The organism is Evansella clarkii (assembly GCF_002019695.1).
Taxonomy (GTDB): Bacteria; Bacillota; Bacilli; order Bacillales; family Salisediminibacteriaceae; genus Evansella; species Evansella clarkii.
The window spans coordinates 3,941,362-3,960,401 of sequence record NZ_KV917376.1; the positions used below are offsets into that span (position 1 = coordinate 3,941,362).

At 34.6% G+C, this 19,040-nt stretch carries 26 protein-coding genes and 1 pseudogene; 3 read left to right on the forward strand and 24 right to left on the reverse strand.

The features are described 5' to 3' along the window. Window positions 1-542: 542 nt before the first annotated feature. From BK582_RS18385 to BK582_RS18395, 3 genes are all read right to left on the reverse strand, one after another. Window positions 543-1,748, reverse strand: coding sequence for an ABC transporter permease (locus BK582_RS18385; RefSeq protein WP_078596438.1), 1,206 nt, complete (start codon window positions 1,746-1,748; stop codon window positions 543-545). Window positions 1,749-2,118: 370 nt separating this feature from the next. Beyond that, window positions 2,119-2,694, reverse strand: a complete 576-nt coding sequence (locus BK582_RS18390; protein ID WP_078596439.1) for a hypothetical protein — start codon at window positions 2,692-2,694, stop codon at window positions 2,119-2,121. Between the two features lie 140 nt (window positions 2,695-2,834). Continuing rightward, entirely contained in the window at window positions 2,835-3,323 is a 489-nt protein-coding gene (locus BK582_RS18395) for a hypothetical protein (RefSeq protein WP_078596440.1), read from the reverse strand. Between the two features lie 388 nt (window positions 3,324-3,711). Here BK582_RS18395 and BK582_RS18400 point away from each other — a divergent pair, with 388 nt between their 5' ends. Next, complete coding sequence (locus BK582_RS18400) at window positions 3,712-4,050, forward strand: PadR family transcriptional regulator (protein WP_078596441.1); 339 nt, start codon at window positions 3,712-3,714, stop codon at window positions 4,048-4,050. A gap of 2 nt (window positions 4,051-4,052) precedes the next feature. Beyond that, window positions 4,053-4,391, forward strand: a complete 339-nt coding sequence (locus BK582_RS18405; RefSeq protein WP_078596442.1) for a DUF1048 domain-containing protein — start codon at window positions 4,053-4,055, stop codon at window positions 4,389-4,391. A gap of 233 nt (window positions 4,392-4,624) precedes the next feature. Here BK582_RS18405 and BK582_RS18410 read toward each other — a convergent pair. Both BK582_RS18410 and BK582_RS18415 read right to left on the reverse strand, forming a co-directional pair. After that, a pseudogene (locus tag BK582_RS18410) lies at window positions 4,625-4,825 on the reverse strand (potassium transporter TrkG); the annotation flags it as partial. A gap of 250 nt (window positions 4,826-5,075) precedes the next feature. Then, on the reverse strand, window positions 5,076-5,450 hold the full coding sequence (locus tag BK582_RS18415; protein WP_338066835.1) for a potassium channel family protein: 375 nt from the start codon (window positions 5,448-5,450) through the stop codon (window positions 5,076-5,078). A gap of 166 nt (window positions 5,451-5,616) precedes the next feature. Between BK582_RS18415 and BK582_RS18420 the strand changes: the two genes are divergently transcribed. Then, on the forward strand, window positions 5,617-5,793 hold the full coding sequence (locus BK582_RS18420; RefSeq protein ID WP_078596443.1) for an aspartyl-phosphate phosphatase Spo0E family protein: 177 nt from the start codon (window positions 5,617-5,619) through the stop codon (window positions 5,791-5,793). Between the two features lie 172 nt (window positions 5,794-5,965). On the opposite strand, the gene BK582_RS18425 is transcribed toward BK582_RS18420, so the two are convergent. From BK582_RS18425 to BK582_RS18510, 19 genes are all read right to left on the reverse strand, one after another. After that, the gene (locus tag BK582_RS18425; protein WP_078596444.1) at window positions 5,966-6,490 is read right to left on the reverse strand and encodes a GNAT family N-acetyltransferase; all 525 of its coding nucleotides are present in this window, start codon (window positions 6,488-6,490) and stop codon (window positions 5,966-5,968) included. Between the two features lie 533 nt (window positions 6,491-7,023). Beyond that, window positions 7,024-7,581, reverse strand: coding sequence for a GNAT family N-acetyltransferase (locus BK582_RS18430; protein WP_078596445.1), 558 nt, complete (start codon window positions 7,579-7,581; stop codon window positions 7,024-7,026). A 51-nt stretch (window positions 7,582-7,632) separates the two neighbouring features. Next, window positions 7,633-7,926 (reverse strand): hypothetical protein, encoded by a 294-nt coding sequence (locus tag BK582_RS18435; protein WP_078598126.1) that lies wholly within the window; start codon window positions 7,924-7,926, stop codon window positions 7,633-7,635. A gap of 57 nt (window positions 7,927-7,983) precedes the next feature. Continuing rightward, entirely contained in the window at window positions 7,984-8,355 is a 372-nt protein-coding gene (locus BK582_RS18440; protein ID WP_078596446.1) for a cupin domain-containing protein, read from the reverse strand. A 97-nt stretch (window positions 8,356-8,452) separates the two neighbouring features. After that, on the reverse strand, window positions 8,453-8,671 hold the full coding sequence (locus BK582_RS26560; protein WP_139368270.1) for a hypothetical protein: 219 nt from the start codon (window positions 8,669-8,671) through the stop codon (window positions 8,453-8,455). A 45-nt stretch (window positions 8,672-8,716) separates the two neighbouring features. Next, complete coding sequence (locus BK582_RS18445; protein ID WP_078596447.1) at window positions 8,717-9,151, reverse strand: VOC family protein; 435 nt, start codon at window positions 9,149-9,151, stop codon at window positions 8,717-8,719. A gap of 86 nt (window positions 9,152-9,237) precedes the next feature. Further along, window positions 9,238-10,167 carry a GNAT family N-acetyltransferase gene (locus BK582_RS18450; protein ID WP_338066836.1) on the reverse strand — a complete coding sequence of 310 codons (930 nt, stop codon included), beginning with the start codon at window positions 10,165-10,167 and terminating at the stop codon, window positions 9,238-9,240. Next, entirely contained in the window at window positions 10,158-10,634 is a 477-nt protein-coding gene (locus BK582_RS18455) for a GNAT family N-acetyltransferase (RefSeq protein ID WP_078596448.1), read from the reverse strand. The genes BK582_RS18450 and BK582_RS18455 overlap by 10 nt, the downstream gene beginning before the upstream one ends. Window positions 10,635-10,682: 48 nt before the next feature. Continuing rightward, the gene (locus BK582_RS18460; RefSeq protein WP_078596449.1) at window positions 10,683-11,096 is read right to left on the reverse strand and encodes a hypothetical protein; all 414 of its coding nucleotides are present in this window, start codon (window positions 11,094-11,096) and stop codon (window positions 10,683-10,685) included. A 52-nt stretch (window positions 11,097-11,148) separates the two neighbouring features. Then, window positions 11,149-11,625: a GNAT family N-acetyltransferase gene (locus tag BK582_RS18465; protein ID WP_078596450.1), complete on the reverse strand. Its 477-nt coding sequence runs from the start codon at window positions 11,623-11,625 to the stop codon at window positions 11,149-11,151. A 73-nt stretch (window positions 11,626-11,698) separates the two neighbouring features. After that, window positions 11,699-12,010 carry a DUF4406 domain-containing protein gene (locus tag BK582_RS18470; protein ID WP_078596451.1) on the reverse strand — a complete coding sequence of 104 codons (312 nt, stop codon included), beginning with the start codon at window positions 12,008-12,010 and terminating at the stop codon, window positions 11,699-11,701. A gap of 66 nt (window positions 12,011-12,076) precedes the next feature. Next, window positions 12,077-12,265: a hypothetical protein gene (locus BK582_RS18475; RefSeq protein ID WP_078596452.1), complete on the reverse strand. Its 189-nt coding sequence runs from the start codon at window positions 12,263-12,265 to the stop codon at window positions 12,077-12,079. Between the two features lie 79 nt (window positions 12,266-12,344). Then, on the reverse strand, window positions 12,345-12,896 hold the full coding sequence (locus BK582_RS18480) for a GNAT family N-acetyltransferase (protein WP_078596453.1): 552 nt from the start codon (window positions 12,894-12,896) through the stop codon (window positions 12,345-12,347). A 289-nt stretch (window positions 12,897-13,185) separates the two neighbouring features. Beyond that, the gene (locus tag BK582_RS18485) at window positions 13,186-13,767 is read right to left on the reverse strand and encodes a TetR/AcrR family transcriptional regulator (RefSeq protein WP_169911130.1); all 582 of its coding nucleotides are present in this window, start codon (window positions 13,765-13,767) and stop codon (window positions 13,186-13,188) included. Between the two features lie 31 nt (window positions 13,768-13,798). Then, a complete protein-coding gene (locus BK582_RS18490; RefSeq protein WP_078596455.1) occupies window positions 13,799-14,113 on the reverse strand; it encodes a DMT family transporter in 315 nt (104 codons plus the stop codon). 1 nt (window position 14,114) lies between these two features. Next, complete coding sequence (locus tag BK582_RS18495; protein ID WP_078596456.1) at window positions 14,115-14,468, reverse strand: DMT family transporter; 354 nt, start codon at window positions 14,466-14,468, stop codon at window positions 14,115-14,117. A 429-nt stretch (window positions 14,469-14,897) separates the two neighbouring features. Beyond that, entirely contained in the window at window positions 14,898-16,424 is a 1,527-nt protein-coding gene (locus BK582_RS18500; RefSeq protein WP_078596457.1) for a spore germination protein, read from the reverse strand. Window positions 16,425-16,450: 26 nt separating this feature from the next. Beyond that, window positions 16,451-17,629 carry a Ger(x)C family spore germination protein gene (locus BK582_RS18505; RefSeq protein WP_078596458.1) on the reverse strand — a complete coding sequence of 393 codons (1,179 nt, stop codon included), beginning with the start codon at window positions 17,627-17,629 and terminating at the stop codon, window positions 16,451-16,453. Beyond that, window positions 17,626-18,762, reverse strand: a complete 1,137-nt coding sequence (locus tag BK582_RS18510) for a GerAB/ArcD/ProY family transporter (protein ID WP_078596459.1) — start codon at window positions 18,760-18,762, stop codon at window positions 17,626-17,628. Before BK582_RS18510 ends, BK582_RS18505 begins: the two co-directional genes overlap by 4 nt. Between the last annotated feature and the right edge of the window lie 278 nt (window positions 18,763-19,040).

Here is a 19,040-nt window from a genome sequence, read left to right on the forward strand (position 1 = left end):
CTAAAACATCACTTACTTTAAACTGGTCATCTTAATGCATTAAAATGGGACCGGGTCGTCCTGACTTTAAGATATGACTCACCCCATTATAGATAAGTTGTCTTGTCCTGAATAGATTAATCAGCAAAATAAAATAAACGGACATTTTCCGTTTATATACAGATTGGCGCCCGTTTCATGGTGATATAAGAGGAGGTTTTCCGGTTAAGTAAAGCAAAGTGACCCCTTTTCGGATTTTTCGAGTTAATAGGCGGAATTCCTCCGTCTACTTAAGCCTTTTTTCATAAGGATTAGCACTTAAGCGGAATTCTTCCGTCTAATTGCTAAATGGAGTGCTTAAATTGTACCCCCTTCGATTAACGAGTTTGGTCTTGGGAGACCACTTACATAAAAGTAAGGTAATTAACATCCTAATTTGCATACCTATTGAAAATGAAATCACACTATATTAACAACGGAAAAAGCCAAATTATTAGGTGCTTTTTTCTCTGTATAGATGTTTCCATTATTCAACTAACGCTTCTGGTTAGTTGAATATCACGTTATTCTTTAAAGGGACTTCCTGTGACATTGACTCTCTTTGATACAAAGATATATACAAATAGATAAACAAATAAACTTCCAATGACAAGATAGTATATTTCAGCAGTAGAAGTATGAATGAACTGAGCGAAATATAGAATAAAAAATTGTACATATAAAATTACCAAGACAAACTTTAAGAAAGAATCATTCATCTGGGCTTTAGAAATAGGATAAAGTAGTACACTTTCTTTAATTTCATGTTGTAAAGGAATTACTTGAAATCCAGTCGCAAATAAAATTAGGAGAGTAAAAATCCATCCACTTGTTGGCATAGCATAATTAACAAATATGCCAATTACAGTTAGTCTTAGATAAAGGTAAAAGTAATCATTATATCTTACAAACAAGTGTGAGTATAAATATACGAATGTACTACTCTGACTATATGGGATACACCTTTTTACAATCATAGTGAGCAACCGTCTATTCCGATAAGAACGTTTAAGATTGGGGACATCGATGAAAAAATTAATAAATTTAAAGTTTCTTAATAAGGCACTTTCTTCTTCAGCTATTAGCCACTCCCAATTCAGGTTTCTTTTTTTTCCTATAAAATAGATTAAATAGGTTAAATTTACACTCATTAAAACAAGCACAAAAATCCAGTCATTTTTAAAAAGAAAATAACACATTAGATATATTGAAAAGAACCTATTTAACCTATGTAAAACAAATTGTACATGGTTCTCTAACCATTGTTCAGTCCACTTCATTAAAATATTATAAAAAACAACCCCCACTATTAAAATAAAGGTGGGAAGATTTATATTAGTTGTGTGTACAAATAGGAATAATAAAATGGTAATTAAACTAAGCAATTTAATAACATCAATAACAAAGCTATATACAAGTGATTTAATAAAATACGACTTTAATTTCACTTCTAATGCCAACAAAAATAATATATCTGCCCTTTTAACAAATGTACGAATGTTCGTTCTCATTAAAAAGAAAGTTATAAACAGGGATATAATTACTTCAACAGATATCTGAGAAGGGATCCACTGAAGAAATAAATTAAAATAATAAATAAATATACTACCAATAACCAGAAAGAAATAAACAACATTCGCACCGATTATTGAATAGTATCTGAAGATTTTTCTATAAAATTCCTCAGCCCTTAAATTCCATAATGTTTTTATATCCATAAATATACCCATACTTTCATGAACTTTTCTAAAAACATAGAAACATCAACTATTTCATCTATCCTTACTCAGTTCAATGTATAAATTACTTTACTCTAAATTCATTTCCTTCCGTGAATCATATATCTTAAAGTTCTTCCAGAAATCTGCTTACATTAGCTGAAGTACATTGTTTTCAATCTATATTAACATTAACATAAGTTACCACACTTGTTTAAAAATGTTATTACAAACAGAATTAATTTATAAAAAGAATATAGACTTTTCTTGTTTAATTAAACTGCTTCGTTAGTTCAATAAGAATGATTGTGGAAACCTCCCCAATACTTCAATAAGAGCAGTGACATATTCTTGTGCTATCACATCCGTTTGTTCAATAATTTCAAATATCTTTTCCAGTATAGTCATTATATAATTTACTTAGTTCTTTCATTTTGATTATAAGTTTTTCATTATCTCCATAACTATAAAGCCTTTCATAATAGTTATAGGCCCCTCTCAAAAGTGCTAATATAAATTCGTTTTCAGGTAAAATGAATTCTTTATCTATATTAATTGAGAGGTTTTCAGTTTCTTCTTCTGGAACAAATGTGATTTGTAATAGTATGTTTGTATCGTCGTATGTTTCCAGAGTAATTTTTTTATGAGAGTAGTCTAAGTATTCTCTGCCACTACCTTTTATTAAATAAGAAGTAATTAATAATATATATGTGTTCCACAATTCATTAAGATAATCAAATTCTTCTTCCCCTATTAATTCTTGTCCATTTAATTTTATCTTAATAAATCCCATTGGAGAAAAATCTATATAATCATTCAAGTATCTTAATGCTAATTTAATTTCTAATTCTTTTTCCTTATCTTCAAAATTTATATATTGTCTATCAAATTCTGATTTACTCAGCTTTTCATTAAACCATATGTTGTTTTTGCTAATAAATGTGCGAACTTCTATCATTAATTCACCTCAATATCGTTAAAGTCATCCATTATATTTTTATCATTAGACTCCACAATTTTTATTGAACCTCCTTCTCCCCGATAGTGCGATAACAGGAGTCCGTTAGTTCAATAAACAAAACCTGTTTGACGAATAGCTTAACTTCCGTATTTATCTTGCCATTCTTCTAACCACTTCTGGTAATCTCCCTGAATTTCTTCTGCTGCTTTCCCATCCAATGAAGATGGTCCTCCAACCACATCGTTGTCTTTTGAAATCGGATAAGACCAGCCTCCAATAACTTCACTGTCATATAACCAAACTGTTAGGGTAGTTTTTCCCATATTGAATAGTTCATCTAAAGGATGATTCTTAATTGTAAAAGTTACAGTATCAATTCGTTTATTTAAGTATTCATCTGGCTCATTATATTGGACCGCCCAAACTTGTTGATTAGGAAGATCATGTAGGTCAGACTTCGAAAACTCTTGCCAACCGTCTCCTTGATGTGAAATAACCTCATACCCTTCACTAATTAAATAGTTCTTTGCGATTGTCGCATTCTCACTTAATTCTTCCTTTTCTTTGCAACCAACTAAGAAAATAAATGTAAATGTAAATAAAAACAAAACCAAATAACCTTTCAAACACATCCTCCTCTTTTTTAACATATGACGTTGTTATCCTGTAAAAAGTTTCTATTTCTTCCTTCGTTAAACTCCCCATTTACTTAAAGTACACTCTTTCATAGACTAAGTATATTTCTTATAAAATTTTAACAAAAACCGAACCCTTCCCCCTTCGCTTCAGGTGCTTTTATTAACCATCTTATCTTCTCATTGAGATAAGAACCTCCCTCATTTCAAATTATTTTATGAATAAAAATAACATGATAACCGTTATGTCTTTAACTAATTAGGCTATCTGACCTTGACAACCTCAGTATTTAGTATTACTATATACCAGTAGTTAGTGTTACAGAATACAAAACGATAGAGAGTACTGAATTAATTGGATATAAAAAGGGGGATGAATTTGGAAAATATAACTGAAATGCTTAAAGGAGTGCTTGAGGGTTGTGTGCTTGAGATTATCAGCCGTGGAGAAACTTACGGTTATGAAATCACGCAGCAGCTGCGGGAACTTGGCTTCACTGATGTGGTTGAAGGCACTGTTTATACGATTACCATGCGGCTTGAAAAAAACAATCTGGTAAACATAGAAAAAAAGAAATCCACTATGGGACCACCGAGAAAGTTTTACACATTGAATACAGCTGGCCAGGAAAAACTCGATATTTTTTGGGAAAATTGGGATTTTGTCTCAAATAAAATAAACGAACTCAAAACTAAAGAAATTAAAAGGAGAGGGTAAAAGTGAATTTTATGGAAAAAATCATTGGCAATATGGAAGATAAGCGGGAATGGAAAAAGATGGAGGCACGCGCAAAACAACTCCCAGGTGAGTACCACAACGCATACAAAGCTATTCAAAAATATATGTGGACTACTGGTGGACTTACCGACTGGAAGGACACCAAACGTATCTTTGGCGGCATACTCGATCTATTTGAGGAAGGTGCCTCGGAAAATAAGAAAGTAACTGACCTCACTGGTGAGGACGTAGCTGGTTTTTGCGACGAACTGGTCAAGGACGCGACAACCTGGCAGGACCATTATCGTGAGAAGCTGAATGATTCGATTAGACGTGACTGAATGAGGGGGATATTCTGAACTTAACTGTTCAGTTTTATTTTAACTCAGTAGTATGTATTACAGATTATTAGTTAGACTATGTAGTGAGATTTCAGTTAATGAATCTCCTATATAACCAGATGAAAGCACCTGATTTGAGTCAGGTGCTTTAATATAACCGGAGCCTTTTTAATTGCCCGTACACCGGTTTATTTTTAGTATCTTAAAGCGTTAATACAACTGCGGTACCAATACTACCCTGTAAAAACATCCCCTTTAGGATAGTAAACTAAAGGTTTGGAGGATTTCGCCAGGGCAAAAGCTAATGTTAATGGACCAATTCGGCCAATAAACATTAGTACAATGATAATTTGTTTTCCTACAAAAGATAATTCTCCAGTTAAGCCCATTGATAATCCAACTGTACCGAATGCGGAAAATGCTTCAAATACAATCACTCAGGAACCCAGCGAAATGACAATAAAAAGGCAGCGATAAACTCAATTACTAAGGAAAATATAAATAATATTTTAACGAGGCGTACAACGCCCCTATGGAATACTGATGAAAGCTTCCTGCAGGAGCACGGTGAAAATGTCCAGTTTTTAAACAGATTCAGCAATCTCACCTTACATTACCTGGGTTTCGAACCGTTTGATGTCATCATTATGCCCAATTACAAGTAACAGATCGTCTCTTGAGATTTTATTCAGGCATAGGAGAAATTTTTATATCATCTACTTTTTTGATTGCGGGAATGGTAATCCCAAAACGTGCTCTTATATTCAGCTCCACTAATGAACTGCCTTCAAGATTAGCTGACGCATTCAATTCAACGATACTATACTCATCAGACATTTGCTGTGCAATCCGTCGCCCCATATCTGTTTCAGGATGAACTACTTTATCTGCGCCGATTTTTTCGAGAACTTTATGAAGGTAGTTGTTTTTCGCTTTTACATAGACATTTTTCACACCAATTTCTTTTATTAATAAAGTTGTTAAGATGCTGGCCTGAATGTTATCACCAATAGCAATAATAACATTTTCAAAATTCCTGATTCCTAAAGACTCCAGCACTTTGCCGCTGCAATTTCCATTTAGACATCCTTTCTCCTTTAAATTTTTTTTATCGCATAAATCCTTTATTACAATGCAGTTACTTGTATAGACAAAACATAGTAGTATAAAGTAAAATTTAATCATTGTATTGAAATCATTCTTATTAATTTGACAGGAGAAAAATATGAATTCTAAAAAACAAACAATTCAGGAATTAGAGAATAAAATAACTGATTTGAAAGAAAAAATGATAACAACTGGTATTAAAAAAGGACTAAGCCATGATGAAACAGTTCAATACAGCCAGGAATTAGATGGCGTCATTAATACATACAATGAGCTATTTTTTAATGGAGATTAAGAGATTTTTATTCAATAAAATAAACGGAACAGTTGATTTTGTCCCGACGCTATTCGTTTGTTACTTTCCATTTTCCTCAGCTAACATCATTTCTGCCTGCCACTGTTCCGTTAACCTCCACATATTTCTTACCCACAAATTCATGGTACCCTCTTTCTTATGAATCGCAGTTTTAATGTAAGTCTGAAAGCAGCATCCCATATATAATGCTGTCTGTCCATTCACCCTTATTCCAAAAATCCTGAATGAAATGAGCTTCTTTTCTCATTCCAATACGCTCACACAACTTTTGCGACGCTTTATTTCTTGCATCTAGGTTGGCTTGTATACGATGCACATCCCATTCATTAAATAATTTTCGAACTAAACCACTCACGGCTTCTGTTGCATAGCCTTTTCCTGAGATTTCCCCGGTAAAACTATAACCAATTTCTACAGTATCTTTCATGCCTGTATACCACACAGACAGATCACCTATTACTTTATTATCGTTTACAACTGCCAGACTTAAGGGTGTATCTTTTGTGAGTTTATTATTTTTCAACTTTTCGTTAAATTTATCCTGCATGTCTTCATATGTCCACTTATCATGGAGGAGATACCGGCATGTATCCTCGTCATTGTATATATGAAATACATCATGCATATCCTCGCTCTGATACGGTCTTATTGTTAATCTTTCAGTTTTAAATTTCAAGGTAAGCCTCCTTTTTTAAAGCTGTCCGTTATCGTGGGTATTCTAATTTAAAATGTTGAGAACAGACGTATGAATTGGCATACGTCTTAATGTACATTAATCAAGTTTTCCTATTATTACCTCTGGCTTCCTGAATGAGGGTGATTCATACCTTGAGGTGGTTGTAGGTTGCATTCAATAGACGAAAGAATTCCGCTTAATTCTAAATTCTTATGAAAAAACGCTTAAATAGACGGAGAGATTCCGCTTATTAACTCAAAAAAAGTAAAAATGGGTCATTTTGCTTTGCATAACCGGAAAAACTCCCCTTATATCACCCAAAAATGGCTTCAATCTGCATATAAACGGAAAAACTCCGGTTATTTTCTTTTTCCTGATTACTCCTTAAAGGACAAGGCATACAATTTAAACAGTGAGTGAAAATACATTTCAAAACCAGAAAAGAAACCCCTCTATCCGTATTAAGAATAGCTCTTCAAAACAGGACGCCCTAATTTGACTACAAAATCCTACTATGTAAAACCACTGCAAATTTACAAATAAACTTTCATCTCTTCCCACTCTTTTCTTAAGATTCCCATTTTAATTGCATCAAAATACTCACCATTCACGATTCGTGCCTCTCGTATTCTCGCTTCTTCTTTCATTCCTAATTTTTTCGCTGCCTTCATCATTCTTATGTTTCCTGACCATGTTGACATTCCTAATCTATGTATTTCAGTTGATTCAAAGAGAAAGTTAATCCACATCTTATAAGCTTCGGAGCCATATCCGCCGTTCCAATACGTGCTGTCATATATAACAATTCCTGTCTCAAGCCAGTTTGTATTCTTATCTACCCAATAGGCACCAACATAACCGATAGCCTTACCATCACATTTAATCACCAGAGAAGATGGAATGCCTGGAAAGATTTCCTCGCTCCACTCTTCCTGGTATTCTTCTTTAGTCATCTTCTTTTCAGGTATATAGGGTCCGTTCCACTTTTTAGCTTCCTGTGCCGTTTCTTCAAATTTCCAAAAATACAGTTCATCGATATCCTTTGCTGCTGCCTCTGTTAATTCCACCTTATGTCCCTTAATCTTAATCATATTAAAAACTATGTCCTCCTGCCATCGTGCCCTTTTACAGGCTGCTTGCTATTATTGAAAATACTTTTCCTTCATACTATAAATTTCATAAGCGATATATCCTGCTAAATAGCCTGCTCCAGTCCCTATACTAAATGTAAATAATAAAGAGACCGGAAAAAACATGCCAATTATTACACCAGCAGCACCACCAAAAAGCATGCCAATTGGTATTAAGCTGTTTACTAAATTCTGAGCGCTTTTTGACTTTTTCTCAATCAACAGTCCTTGTTTATGTTTATGATTCAGCCTTTTTATTACAAATACAACAATTACTCCCACAATAAACACAGGTGCAATCGCCATGAGGATTCCCACACTAAAAACCCCTTTCCCCTATAATAAGGTTATGCAATTCCCCGTTTAGCGTTTATCTGAACCTGAATTTGGGGGCATAAAAGCAGTTGGATTAAGATTTTCAGATTCTATAACAATTGCCGTGAGCCCAGTGTTAGTAAAAGTCTCGTGGCCTTCTCCTTTTTCCCAGTATACTGCATCCCCTGTTTGAACTTTTACTTTCGGAGCTTCATCACTTCGAACCCACCCTTCACCAGCAACGACAAGTAGTAATTGAGGGACCACTGCTTTATGAAGGCCGATAATACCGTCAGAATCTAAATGCAAACAGCTAATTTGAGCGGATGTCTCCGTTTTTAAAATTCGGGAGAGGATAAAATTAGAATTATAGTGAGTTACACTTCTGCCAGCTTCTTTATCGAACCTGAATAACTTCATAATTAACTCCTCCCCTGATAATAGTGGCTCGGTTTGACTCTGATCAAAGAGTCCTGCCTCAACACATTTTCCTTACACTGAAAAAAATGCTGAAAATTTAACCACCAGAGTCTTTCTCTTCTTCTTTATTCAAAAAAGAAAATTCTTTGAAGATATAAAGGTTTCCAGCAAATACAAATCCTAAGCCAAGGAAAGTTATAGTTAATCTCATGAATTCTCCTGCCATGAAACTATACACTAATAATGATAGACCCAAGGCAAAAAACAGCACACTCGAGATTACGCATACTTTTCCATATGTTGTCATCCCACTCACAAAATATCTCCTCCGCCTTCATCGTAGCCTCGATAGTACTTCGTTCTATTTCTCCCTTTTTTCCTCCCAAAGCTTTAAACGTTCTTCATGGCTAACTTCTTTATGTACTTGATGCAGCAGCCAAACATATCCAAAAGGATCCATGAATATAGCGTTCGATACGCCATAATCAGCAATCTCAGTCACTGGCTGTATCTCTTTGCAGCCTGAATCCATCGCCTTCGAATAAGTCTCCTCTATATCCGGAACAGTAACATTCATCCAGCTCGTTTTTGGATCCTCTGGAGTCGGCGCTATCAGATGGAATTTTGGATTTTCGTCTAACATATGAAAACGAACATCGTACAAGGTAAAAACTGCCTCATTTTCACCGCGTGGAAAGTCTGAAACCTCCACCCGTTCGATATCAAAGATTTTTTCGTATAACTCCAGTGCTTTTAAACTGTCTTTAACGACCATATTAAATTCTACTCCAGCCAAAATAAACACACCCCTTTTATAATTAATAATTATTCTTTCTCACCATTTTTCCCAGCTTACCAGTAAATAAAGAATGCGTTCAATTTTTACCCGAAAACTTGAGCAGCAATAGCGAATAATGTGTTGTTTCTGAATGGCAACTCAGCAGCATTTATTAACATAACTGGAGGAGTAGAAACTTTTACAAATCCTTTGTTTTCTAAAAACAACATAAACTCATCATTACCTGATGGCACATCAATCCTTAATTTCCCTTGCTGTCCGTAAGCAAGGTTGTCCAGAATTAATGCTGCTATATGGGTAGTCGGTGCAACTACAGGCCCCAGGATAAGATTAACCGGACCTGAAACAGACAGGCCGTAACCAATGATATTTCCCTGGCTGTCTTTTACAGCAAGACATTGTTTTGATTGTTTTATCCTTTGGTGCAAAAAATGGCTTCGTTTGTTTCCAAATGCGGCTTCATCTAACTTTATAATTTCGTTAAAATCACTCTCAGTACAGTTCTCAACTGTAAAATTATTATTAACTATTGATTTAGTAACATCATAAGTATCACACAAAAATTTATGTACAGAATCGACTGCTTTAAACCCCATTTTTTCATATAAAGGTTTGCCTTCTTCAGTTGCAATCAGCATTACAGAAAGTTCATTTGAAAAATAATCAATACATTTTTGTGTTACTTCTTTTCCTAAACCTAAACCTCTGAAATCGTTATTTACTATTACCATCCCGATCGATGCCAGGTTACCGTCATACTTAATTATTGCGGCACTGGATACAATTTTTCCTTCTGCATTTTTATGCCCGAATATTTTGCCGGAGGCCATAACCGTTCCGATTTCCTGTTCATCGTAGTCCCAGCCCACGGATGCTGACAACTCAACCAGACCACTGATATCTTTATTTTCAAATTGCACTAAGGTTAATGGAGCTTTTTCTTTTTTTATCATGATTTCACCTTTAACTAAACTTATTTGATTTTTTTTAAGTGGTTTTTCTATTACAGCCACAAATTCATAATGAACTGCTCACCTATTGGACCAATTTTTCTTTTCCCAGTATCTTCAAATCCGACTTTTAAATACAGTTTTTGAGCAGCGATGTTTTTGTGATTTACAGCCAGAACAATTTCATTGCAGTCAGGGAATTCAGCTTCTGCAAATTTTTTTAGTAATAGCATTGCTTGTTTTGCATAACCTTTTCCTTGTTCAATCTGATTTACGGATAATGAGGTGAGTAGCATAGCCTTGGGATTATCAGAATATTCCTTCACCCTTTCCGTTGTGTGCAATAAAAAAAAGCCGACGGGTTCAGGTCCATTTAATATAACAATTCGATGCTGCCCTTCATTTACTTCTTTATATTTATCTGGCAGTGCTGTAAATTGTGCCTGCTCCTCAGGAAGCTCAAAAGAATTTAGTATATCTAAGTGCTCCTCCTTAAAATGACTTAATTCTAAACTAGTTGTTTTATTCATATAATACTCCTCCTGTTTTAACCGAGACCAATGCCAGCAGAATTCTGGCTATTCTCCAGTATATATATCCTTCTGACTATGGGTTTTATTAGCAAAAAATTGTGTGATTGGCTGAATAACAAGTGCGAGACATACTACAATAAGCAATGGATAATTATTAATCTCGTTTGCATTTATGGTTCCTTCAGAAATAAATAAGATTAAGCCGGCTGATAAAGCTAAAACATAATATCCTAATATAGCACTTTTGGTTTGAATACGTTGATCTCCGTCAGCTTTATCCTTTTCTACAGTGCTTCTTATATTAATTGTACTAAATAAAGCACTTAATAAAATGAAGCTGAATAATACTGCAGAAGGAGATAATGTCCCTAATACGAACCAGCTGTATAATGAGAATCCCAGGAATACACAAAAAGTTATAAATGTAATGGCAGCAATGATTTTAGCAGTTTTACTCATCTTTTCTCCTTCCTCTTTTACTAGTCATCCCTTCATCGCGTGAAGAATTATGTTAGACTAATGCCTTAATCAGTTCAATTTCATCTCTGATTGGAATCCCGTTATTACCTATGAATGGGATCTCTGGCTTTATCTTTCTTGCTTCTTCAACTGCATTATTTATAATTCTGGATAAGAAATATCCACGTTTTTGATAAAACTTTAATGCGTGCAAATTATCGTTTGTTGTGATCAGTTTAATCAGTTCACATTTTTTCTCAACCGCAAGCTTTTCTACTTCCTGCACTAAAGAAGTGCCTATTCCTCTGCCTTCTGCAACACTGTCTAATGAAATAATCTCGCATTCATTATCTTTAATTATGTATGTGATTAAGCCAGTTATTTCTTCTTCTTTTACTACAGCAAACCCGTCTAATACACTGCAATCATATACCCCGCTGGAAATTACCATTTCCGGACTTCCCCAGTGCAGCTTAAAGAAATCTATTATTTTATTTTTCGGCAGATCCTCAATCTCACAAATAATCATTTACACCCCTCCGTATTGAAAGATTTATTTTCAAACCTGCTCTATAGATTGTTTTCTTAGGAGGAGATATTATTCACTGAATTATATCACTCTCAGAAAAATAACATATCCGCATCCCTTTTTGTTTTGCATACTCGATTTCTTTTTTTGTGCTGTTTCCAATATAACCATTAACATCGATAACGAAAATTTCATCAGCCATATTAATTTTTTCAAAATGAATCTTTGCAAAAAGCTCTGCTTGCTCTTTCGTTATTTCTATGCCTTCGCTTTGGTCAAAGAAGCCAAGACTTATCACAATGTTTCCCTGCAATGTTAAATAAGCATTCGCTTTTTCGAACTGTTCTTTAAATTTAGTAGAACCACACAAAGTAATTACTTTCATTCAAATGTCCCTGCTTTCGTTTAATTTGAAAGGCGATTAATAGGATTAATTGCCCGTCCCCTTTAGTTAATTAGTTTGTAACTTTCTTAAAAGTATACTGTTAGCAACCGCACCAACGAACCCGGTTATTACAAAAATATATGCAATAAAAAGGGACATTGAAGCAAATGTTTCGGTAATAATTCTGGACATACCAACAGTAAAAAGCAGGGTACTGCCTAACAGGGAAATAACTGTTCTAGTCTTATTATTCATTTTAAGAAACCTCCAGAATAGTATAAGCCAATTAAAATCGATAATTTTATCCTTGTGACAAAAGTATTCCGTTAAATGGTCAACCGAACTCTTTTTTGAGAATTCCATAATATACAAGGTCTATGTATTGATCTTCTTTCAGAATATGTTCTCTTAAGACACCTTCCTTTTTCATTCCAATTTTACTCAGAACTTTTCCTGACGCCTCGTTTAAATCAAAGTATCTCGCAAAAACTTTGTTATAATTCTTTTCCACGAAAGCGAATTCAAGTATTGTTTTAGCTGCCTCCGTTGCATAGCCATTTCCCCAATATTCCTCTCCAATCCAATAAGCTATTTCGCCATGATTGAATTTTTGATGGTTCGTTAATGCTATTGCTCCATATAATTTCCCTGTAACCTTATCTGTGACCGCAAATTCATACGCCTTATTACCATTAAAATTTTCCTGGTGATTTTTCATCCAGGATAAGGCATCATCCATCGAATACGGGTATGGCAGATATAATGTATTTTTATAGATATTATAATTATTACATAGCCTGGTTACCTCTCGCGCATCCGATTCTTTAAACAGGCGAAGAAGTAACCTGTTTGTTTCTAACTTTTTTTCCTTTTTCCTATAAATCATAATTCTCCTCCCTTAAAAAGAAGCCTTCCAGGTTTATACAATTACTAATTCAACAAAAATCACGTCAATCCTTTATTATTCTTTACTCTTGTCGAATAAATGAAGGTGCAGATTAAAAAACACAGAGGGGTCTTTAACTGAAGTATGTAAATGAGATTACTGAAAAAATCACTTCGTTAACAGGTGCTAAATTGAAATCAACAAAAATACAAAGACCAATTCAACTGTGAACTGGTCTGTTAATTGATATGTTATTTTTGTTTTTTGTCCCCGATAACCGAACCCTTCACTAAGGCTGAATACCTTTCCAAAATACAGACCAGGTCATATTTAATCTATGTTCATATTCTTTATAGGGAGAACTCATCATATGGAAAAGCATACCTTCTAATATAGTAGTAAAAGAAGTAACGATTGTTTCCTCATCGATAAATTCGTTCTCTTTGTTATTCCTTAAGATGGAGAAAACAAGCTCCCGAATCTCTTCCTCTACTTGCTTATTCTTTGCTGTTATAAGTTCTTTAAAGCTTTCCGGAGGGTAAATACCATACCTTTTAAGAAAAAAACCTTTGTCATTCATGTAATAGTATTTATTTAATTCGGCTAAAACATGATACAGTTTTTTTTCTGTTGAAAAATCCGCTATAATCAAGGACTGTTGTTTTATAAATTCTAAATAATCTTCAATAACAAAACTTACAATTTGTTCAAAGAGATCCTGCTTGCTTTCAAAATAAGCATAAATCGAAGGGGTTTTAATCTTTACATTTTCAGCTATATCTTTAAGAGCGGTCTCCTCGTAACCATACGAGGAGAACAGCCTTAAACCTTGTTCTAATATCCTTTTTTTCGTTTCTTCACCTTTTTTCAATTCACTTTTCACCTCAGTTTGTTTAATTGCATCAGGTTATTAATTTTAAGCTTACTATACTAAAAATTATTCCGGCAACTAAAACAAGTTTTTTCGCACTCTTCGGTTCTTTAAATAAAAACATTCCAAGCAAAACACTGCCTGACGCGCCTACTCCAGTCCATATACCATAACCAATGCTAATAGGTATTTCGATTAATGAAACGGAAAGAAAGAAAAAACTCATACTCATAAATAAGATAAAAAAGATCGTTGGTTTTAATTTTGAAAAACTTTCACTTAACTTTAGATTTATGATACCTATAACTTCAAACAATCCAGCTAATATTAAAAATAACCAATACATATTACACGTTACCTCCTACGCTTTTCTCATCTTTCGGTTCGTCTGAAATTAATTTTAGTCCAACAATACAGCTAATTAAAAGAACAACAAGCACAACTTTGGTCAAACTCACGGGATCTCCTAAAAATGTCATACCTATTAAAGCAGTGCCAAAAGCACCCAGACCAGTGAATACTGCATAAGCTGTCGAAACTGGAAGTACTTTTAAGGTTTTAGCGAAAAACCACCAACTAAGAACTAATAATATAAGTGTGGGAATAACAACTTCTATTCTCGTAAAACCCTCTGAAAAACCTAATCCAAGTGCCCAACCTACTTCAAGGATTCCTCCAATAATTAAGTACACCCATGCCATAATAATCTCTCCTTTAAATAAAAAACCAAATGCTAACTAACGATCGTTAGTTTTTTACAGAAAATTTTTTTACCTTTTATAATTAAATTGATTTTTAATATATATTACCATTTTAAACAACTCCTCTCATGAAAAATAACTAACATACGTTAGATTTTATAATACTTAAGTTGATTTTGCAAGAGGGAAAGTATTAACAACTTTTATGAATGTCGGAATGCAATTAGCCTAAGCCAATTCCATTTTTTTAATCCTTTCTGAATTGAACTACCATGAAATAACGCAGTTTAACTTTCAGCTTAAGTGGTGCAGCAAGACATCATGGACCTCCACTGCAGTACATTTCCTTTGATATTATGGCCAAATGCACTGCCATTCTCTTTATAAAGAGAATGGCATGTACCACTATCGGAGCGGCTGATGAAGTCCTTATTTTTGCTTTACTGGGTCCGCCGTGTGCTCGGAATCGTTACGCTTTTTATTTATGGTAAGTGGCATACGAATAACAGTATCCATTAAATCAATAAAGCGATATGGAGCAAATGGTGAAGTGTAATAGCGTCCAAAGCTTCTTAAACCAACTAAGTGTATGTTTATTGCAATATAAGCAATAATGATTCCAAACAATCCAAAACTGGCAGCAAGGAGCATTAAAAAGAATCTTAACATCCGCAGAGTTATACTTACATTATATGCTGGAATAGCAAATGAAGCGATAGCTGTTAACGCTACGACAATGACCATAATTGGATTCACAATTCCAGCTCTGACAGCCGCGTCCCCAATAACTAACCCGCCAACAATACCAATAGTTTGACCAACAGCACGGGGAAGCCTTACCCCGGCTTCACGCAGCAGCTCCAGAGTCAGCTCCATTAGCAATGCCTCTACAAATGCAGGAAAAGGAACACCTTCTCTCGCACCAGCAATGGATAAAGCTAACGTGGTAGGGATCATTCCCTGGTGGTATGAGATCATTGCGATATAAAGAGAAGGTAAAAATAAGGCAATGAAAGCTGCGCTATAACGAAGCATACGAATAAGCGAACCGATTTGCCACCGGTCATAGTAATCTTCTGTAGATTTAAATAGTTGTTCAAATGTAATAGGAGTTATAAGGGAAAATGGCGTGCCATCAACCAGGATAATTACTTGTCCGTTATTTAAAGATGCTGCCGCTTTATCAGGGCGTTCTGTTTGTAAAATTTGAGGAAATGGTGAAAGAACATTATCTTCGATCAATTGTTCAATTGTCCCTGATTCCTCTATAGTTGCCCTGTCTATGCATGAGATTCTGTAGCGAACCTCCTCTACTAACGATTCATCAGTAATTCCTTTGATATAGATAATGGCAAAATCATTTTTAGATCGCCGCCCTAATTTCCCAAGCTGAATCGTTAAATTTGGGTCCCTGATTCTTCTTCGAATAAGAACAATATTGGTTGGTAAATTCTCGATAAATCCATCTCTTGGTCCCCGTATTAAAACTTCACTTTGCGGCTCTTCAATTCCTCTGTTCTCATAAGTGATTGTTCCGAGTATGATTAATTTCGCCAGACCGTCAACAACGAGTAAACTCTTCCCGGACATAAATGGCAAAATCGCGTCATCAAAATTTGCAGAAAAATCAATTTGGGTTAAGTTTATTGAGTCTTGAATCGCTTGTTTAATAACTTCATCCTTTTGTTCATTTATTGCTTCTGATTTTATCTGCTGTAATGGTTTTACTACGTCCTCTTCAATTGAATCTGCATCAGACAAACCTTCGATATAAAATAAAACAGCAGACTTTGTTTTAGCAATTTTGAAATCCCGCTGTACTATATCATTACTGTCGCCAAAGATTTTCAGCAGCGATTCCACCATTTCATTAAGGTTATTAGAGAGTGCCACTTCAAACTCATCACTGCTATGTATGTTATTTTTATTAAGTTTGCGAAACAGTTTATTTAACATCCGGACACCCCTCACATATCTGCTTCCTAAGACTCCATACCCTCATTTAACATATAATGTCGAATTTCTACTTCCGCGCTTACAGTTATATTTGCCTTGGTGAATTCCCCGTCTTCCCCGTCCCAGTTACCTTCTATTGTTTTCCAGTACTTATTGTCGTTTATCTTTACTTGACGCCATAGCCTGAAGACGTCTGCATAATACTCATTTTGCATTTTCTCAAGAATATGTTCCGCCTGGCGTACAATTTCTTGTTCTGCAGCTGTTTCCAGTTTTTTTATGCCTTCAATATCATTCACTGGCGGCTCCTGAATCCAGGACTCGGAGAACATACCCTCTGATTTAATAGTAATATGAAAATGGGGCTGGTCATTTTTACGTTCATAATTAACAACAGAATCTAACCGATCTAACTCGTATACGAATAAACCGCTTTCTTCAAACGGGACATTCACAATTCCTTTTTGACTTTCACCGACAATAAGGTTATAACCAGACACATCTTTTTCATTTAGCCAGCCTATCATTTTATTTTCCTTACCTTTAATAATAGACGCCCCTGATACTTTAAGTTCTGTATCCTTAATAATCCCCGCTATGAGAAAACTTTCGTCTCCCTTTATATAGGAGCTGATTTCTCCTAATTCCTTAGGTTCTATCATTGCAAATGTGATATCACTGTTAAATTCCCGTATCATATCGAGGGAAATTCCCGGCATATCCTCCAGGGGGAGCTTTTCACTAATAATATCTCTTGCTGGATCTTTAGAAATTAATACACGTATACGTCTTCGCATTTCATGATCTCTTAAATAAAGATCTAAAATGTGTTCTAAGGAACCCTCCTTTATTAATTCTTCATTTATTACTATCGCTTTCAAATGTTCAAAGAAGAGTTTTCGGCTTCTTCGTTCAGCTACGTTTCGAATAGTTTTTAAGTTCGTTATATCAGAAGATGTGATATTAAAAAATGGCTTTCCGCCGCCACCACCATCAGCAGCCTCAGCAAGGTCTCCTGGCACAGCGACTTGAAAAGTTGAACTGAATGGCTTAAATGGTTCCGCTTGTCCATTGTCTTCTTCATTCGAAACTGGATCCAGTGCAACAGCGAGTGTAAAGCCTAATTGATTAATTTCCCGCTGATCCCAGCATCCACTTTGAGTAGCTAAACATAAACACAGAAGCACAATGATAAGTTTTTTCATGCCTGTTCCTCCTGAATGCTGGGTTTACTTCTTTTGGTTCGGTACCATAAAGTGACTGAGACAACGAGAATGCATACAATAATATTAATGAGCCCAAGATTAGATAGCCATTCTCCAAATAAGGAAAGCTCAGTGTAGGATTTAGTTAAAAATGTGTTGATAAAAATGATAAAAACGGCAATAGGTGTAAGAAGCCCCCCTTTTATATAAGGAAGTAACTCTTTTTTTAGAAGGGTATCAGCTAAAAAATGAGCTGCCGCTATGGTATTAAACATAGACATAAACCAAATTGTAATAAAAATTGGTTCCACTCTCTCAAATATCCCTCCTGGTATATCTATCTCCTTTACAAGATCAATCATAGGAAATGTGATTACTTTTGTTGAATTTAAACCAAAAATCGCAAAAGTAGCGATGATAATTGAAAAATATAAAAAAGAAATAATACCTATAGAGGTTAATAACGGCAAAGCGCGAATATCGTTTTTTTTCATATAAGCCATAAAAAAAAATAATATTTCAACACCTAAAAAAGAAAACATTGTCTCTTTTAAACCTTTAAATAAAGGAATAAACCCATCTGCCATTATTGGGCGTAAATTTAGTAAATCAAACTCTGGAATTTCAAATATAATAATAACGAACGCTATACTTAACACAATTGGTGTAAACATAATATTTAAGTGAATTATCCCCTGAACACCTTTAGAAATAGCATAGGTGGATAATAGTAATAAAATCATTACTATTACCTCAGTGGGTGTTTGGGGAAGTAAATAAATATCAATAGTTATAGCCAAAAAACGACTTAAAAAGCTAACTACACAAATAAAATAAACAAAGAAAGAAAATGCCAAAAGTTTACTTATCCACTTTCCAAATAGCCCCTCAGCTAGAAATTGCAAAAAATTTCTTCCAGGAAATTCTTGCTGTAGTTTCGTAATGATAAACACAAAAAACATGACAAATCCACCACTTACTATGACTGTAATCCATCCATCAGTTGTATTCATTTCCACAGCAAGAGCACGAGGCAATACAATGACACCAGTCCCAACAATCATCGCAATTAAACTTACCGCCATTTCAGATATACTAATTTGATAAGCAGTTTGTTGATTTTCGGATTTCAATCTGCGTTTTCTCCTTTTTTATCTGATTTGTTATGCGTCTGGAGCAGTATGTGCCGTTGTCTTAAATTTTCCTCTTTTGCCCAGGGAGGCTTTACCAGATTTTCAACTTTCCTTATAACAAATTGGATCAGTAATATAGTAAATGAAGTACTTATTGCGAACCAAAAAATTGACCGATGTGGTAAAAAGCCAAATATTCTGTCTCCCAAATCATTCCAGTTCATGATATACCCCATTTTTAAAAATAATGTTTATGGTATTTTTTTCATACTCTCCAT

What these genes read in the sequence shown, in the direction of transcription:
- BK582_RS18385 (WP_078596438.1), bottom strand. Translation starts at nt 1,748, where the DNA reads ATGGGTATATTTATGGATATAAAAACATTATGGAATTTAAGGGCTGAG.
- BK582_RS18390 (WP_078596439.1), bottom strand. Translation starts at nt 2,694, where the DNA reads ATGATAGAAGTTCGCACATTTATTAGCAAAAACAACATATGGTTTAAT.
- BK582_RS18420 (WP_078596443.1), top strand. Translation starts at nt 5,617, where the DNA reads ATGAATTCTAAAAAACAAACAATTCAGGAATTAGAGAATAAAATAACT.
- BK582_RS18430 (WP_078596445.1), bottom strand. Translation starts at nt 7,581, where the DNA reads ATGATTAAGATTAAGGGACATAAGGTGGAATTAACAGAGGCAGCAGCA.
- BK582_RS18435 (WP_078598126.1), bottom strand. Translation starts at nt 7,926, where the DNA reads ATGGCGATTGCACCTGTGTTTATTGTGGGAGTAATTGTTGTATTTGTA.
- BK582_RS18440 (WP_078596446.1), bottom strand. Translation starts at nt 8,355, where the DNA reads ATGAAGTTATTCAGGTTCGATAAAGAAGCTGGCAGAAGTGTAACTCAC.
- BK582_RS18455 (WP_078596448.1), bottom strand. Translation starts at nt 10,634, where the DNA reads ATGAATAAAACAACTAGTTTAGAATTAAGTCATTTTAAGGAGGAGCAC.
- BK582_RS18460 (WP_078596449.1), bottom strand. Translation starts at nt 11,096, where the DNA reads ATGAGTAAAACTGCTAAAATCATTGCTGCCATTACATTTATAACTTTT.
- BK582_RS18465 (WP_078596450.1), bottom strand. Translation starts at nt 11,625, where the DNA reads ATGATTATTTGTGAGATTGAGGATCTGCCGAAAAATAAAATAATAGAT.
- BK582_RS18470 (WP_078596451.1), bottom strand. Translation starts at nt 12,010, where the DNA reads ATGAAAGTAATTACTTTGTGTGGTTCTACTAAATTTAAAGAACAGTTC.
- BK582_RS18475 (WP_078596452.1), bottom strand. Translation starts at nt 12,265, where the DNA reads ATGAATAATAAGACTAGAACAGTTATTTCCCTGTTAGGCAGTACCCTG.
- BK582_RS18480 (WP_078596453.1), bottom strand. Translation starts at nt 12,896, where the DNA reads ATGATTTATAGGAAAAAGGAAAAAAAGTTAGAAACAAACAGGTTACTT.
- BK582_RS18490 (WP_078596455.1), bottom strand. Translation starts at nt 14,113, where the DNA reads ATGTATTGGTTATTTTTAATATTAGCTGGATTGTTTGAAGTTATAGGT.
- BK582_RS18495 (WP_078596456.1), bottom strand. Translation starts at nt 14,468, where the DNA reads ATGGCATGGGTGTACTTAATTATTGGAGGAATCCTTGAAGTAGGTTGG.
- BK582_RS18500 (WP_078596457.1), bottom strand. Translation starts at nt 16,424, where the DNA reads ATGTTAAATAAACTGTTTCGCAAACTTAATAAAAATAACATACATAGC.
- BK582_RS18505 (WP_078596458.1), bottom strand. Translation starts at nt 17,629, where the DNA reads ATGAAAAAACTTATCATTGTGCTTCTGTGTTTATGTTTAGCTACTCAA.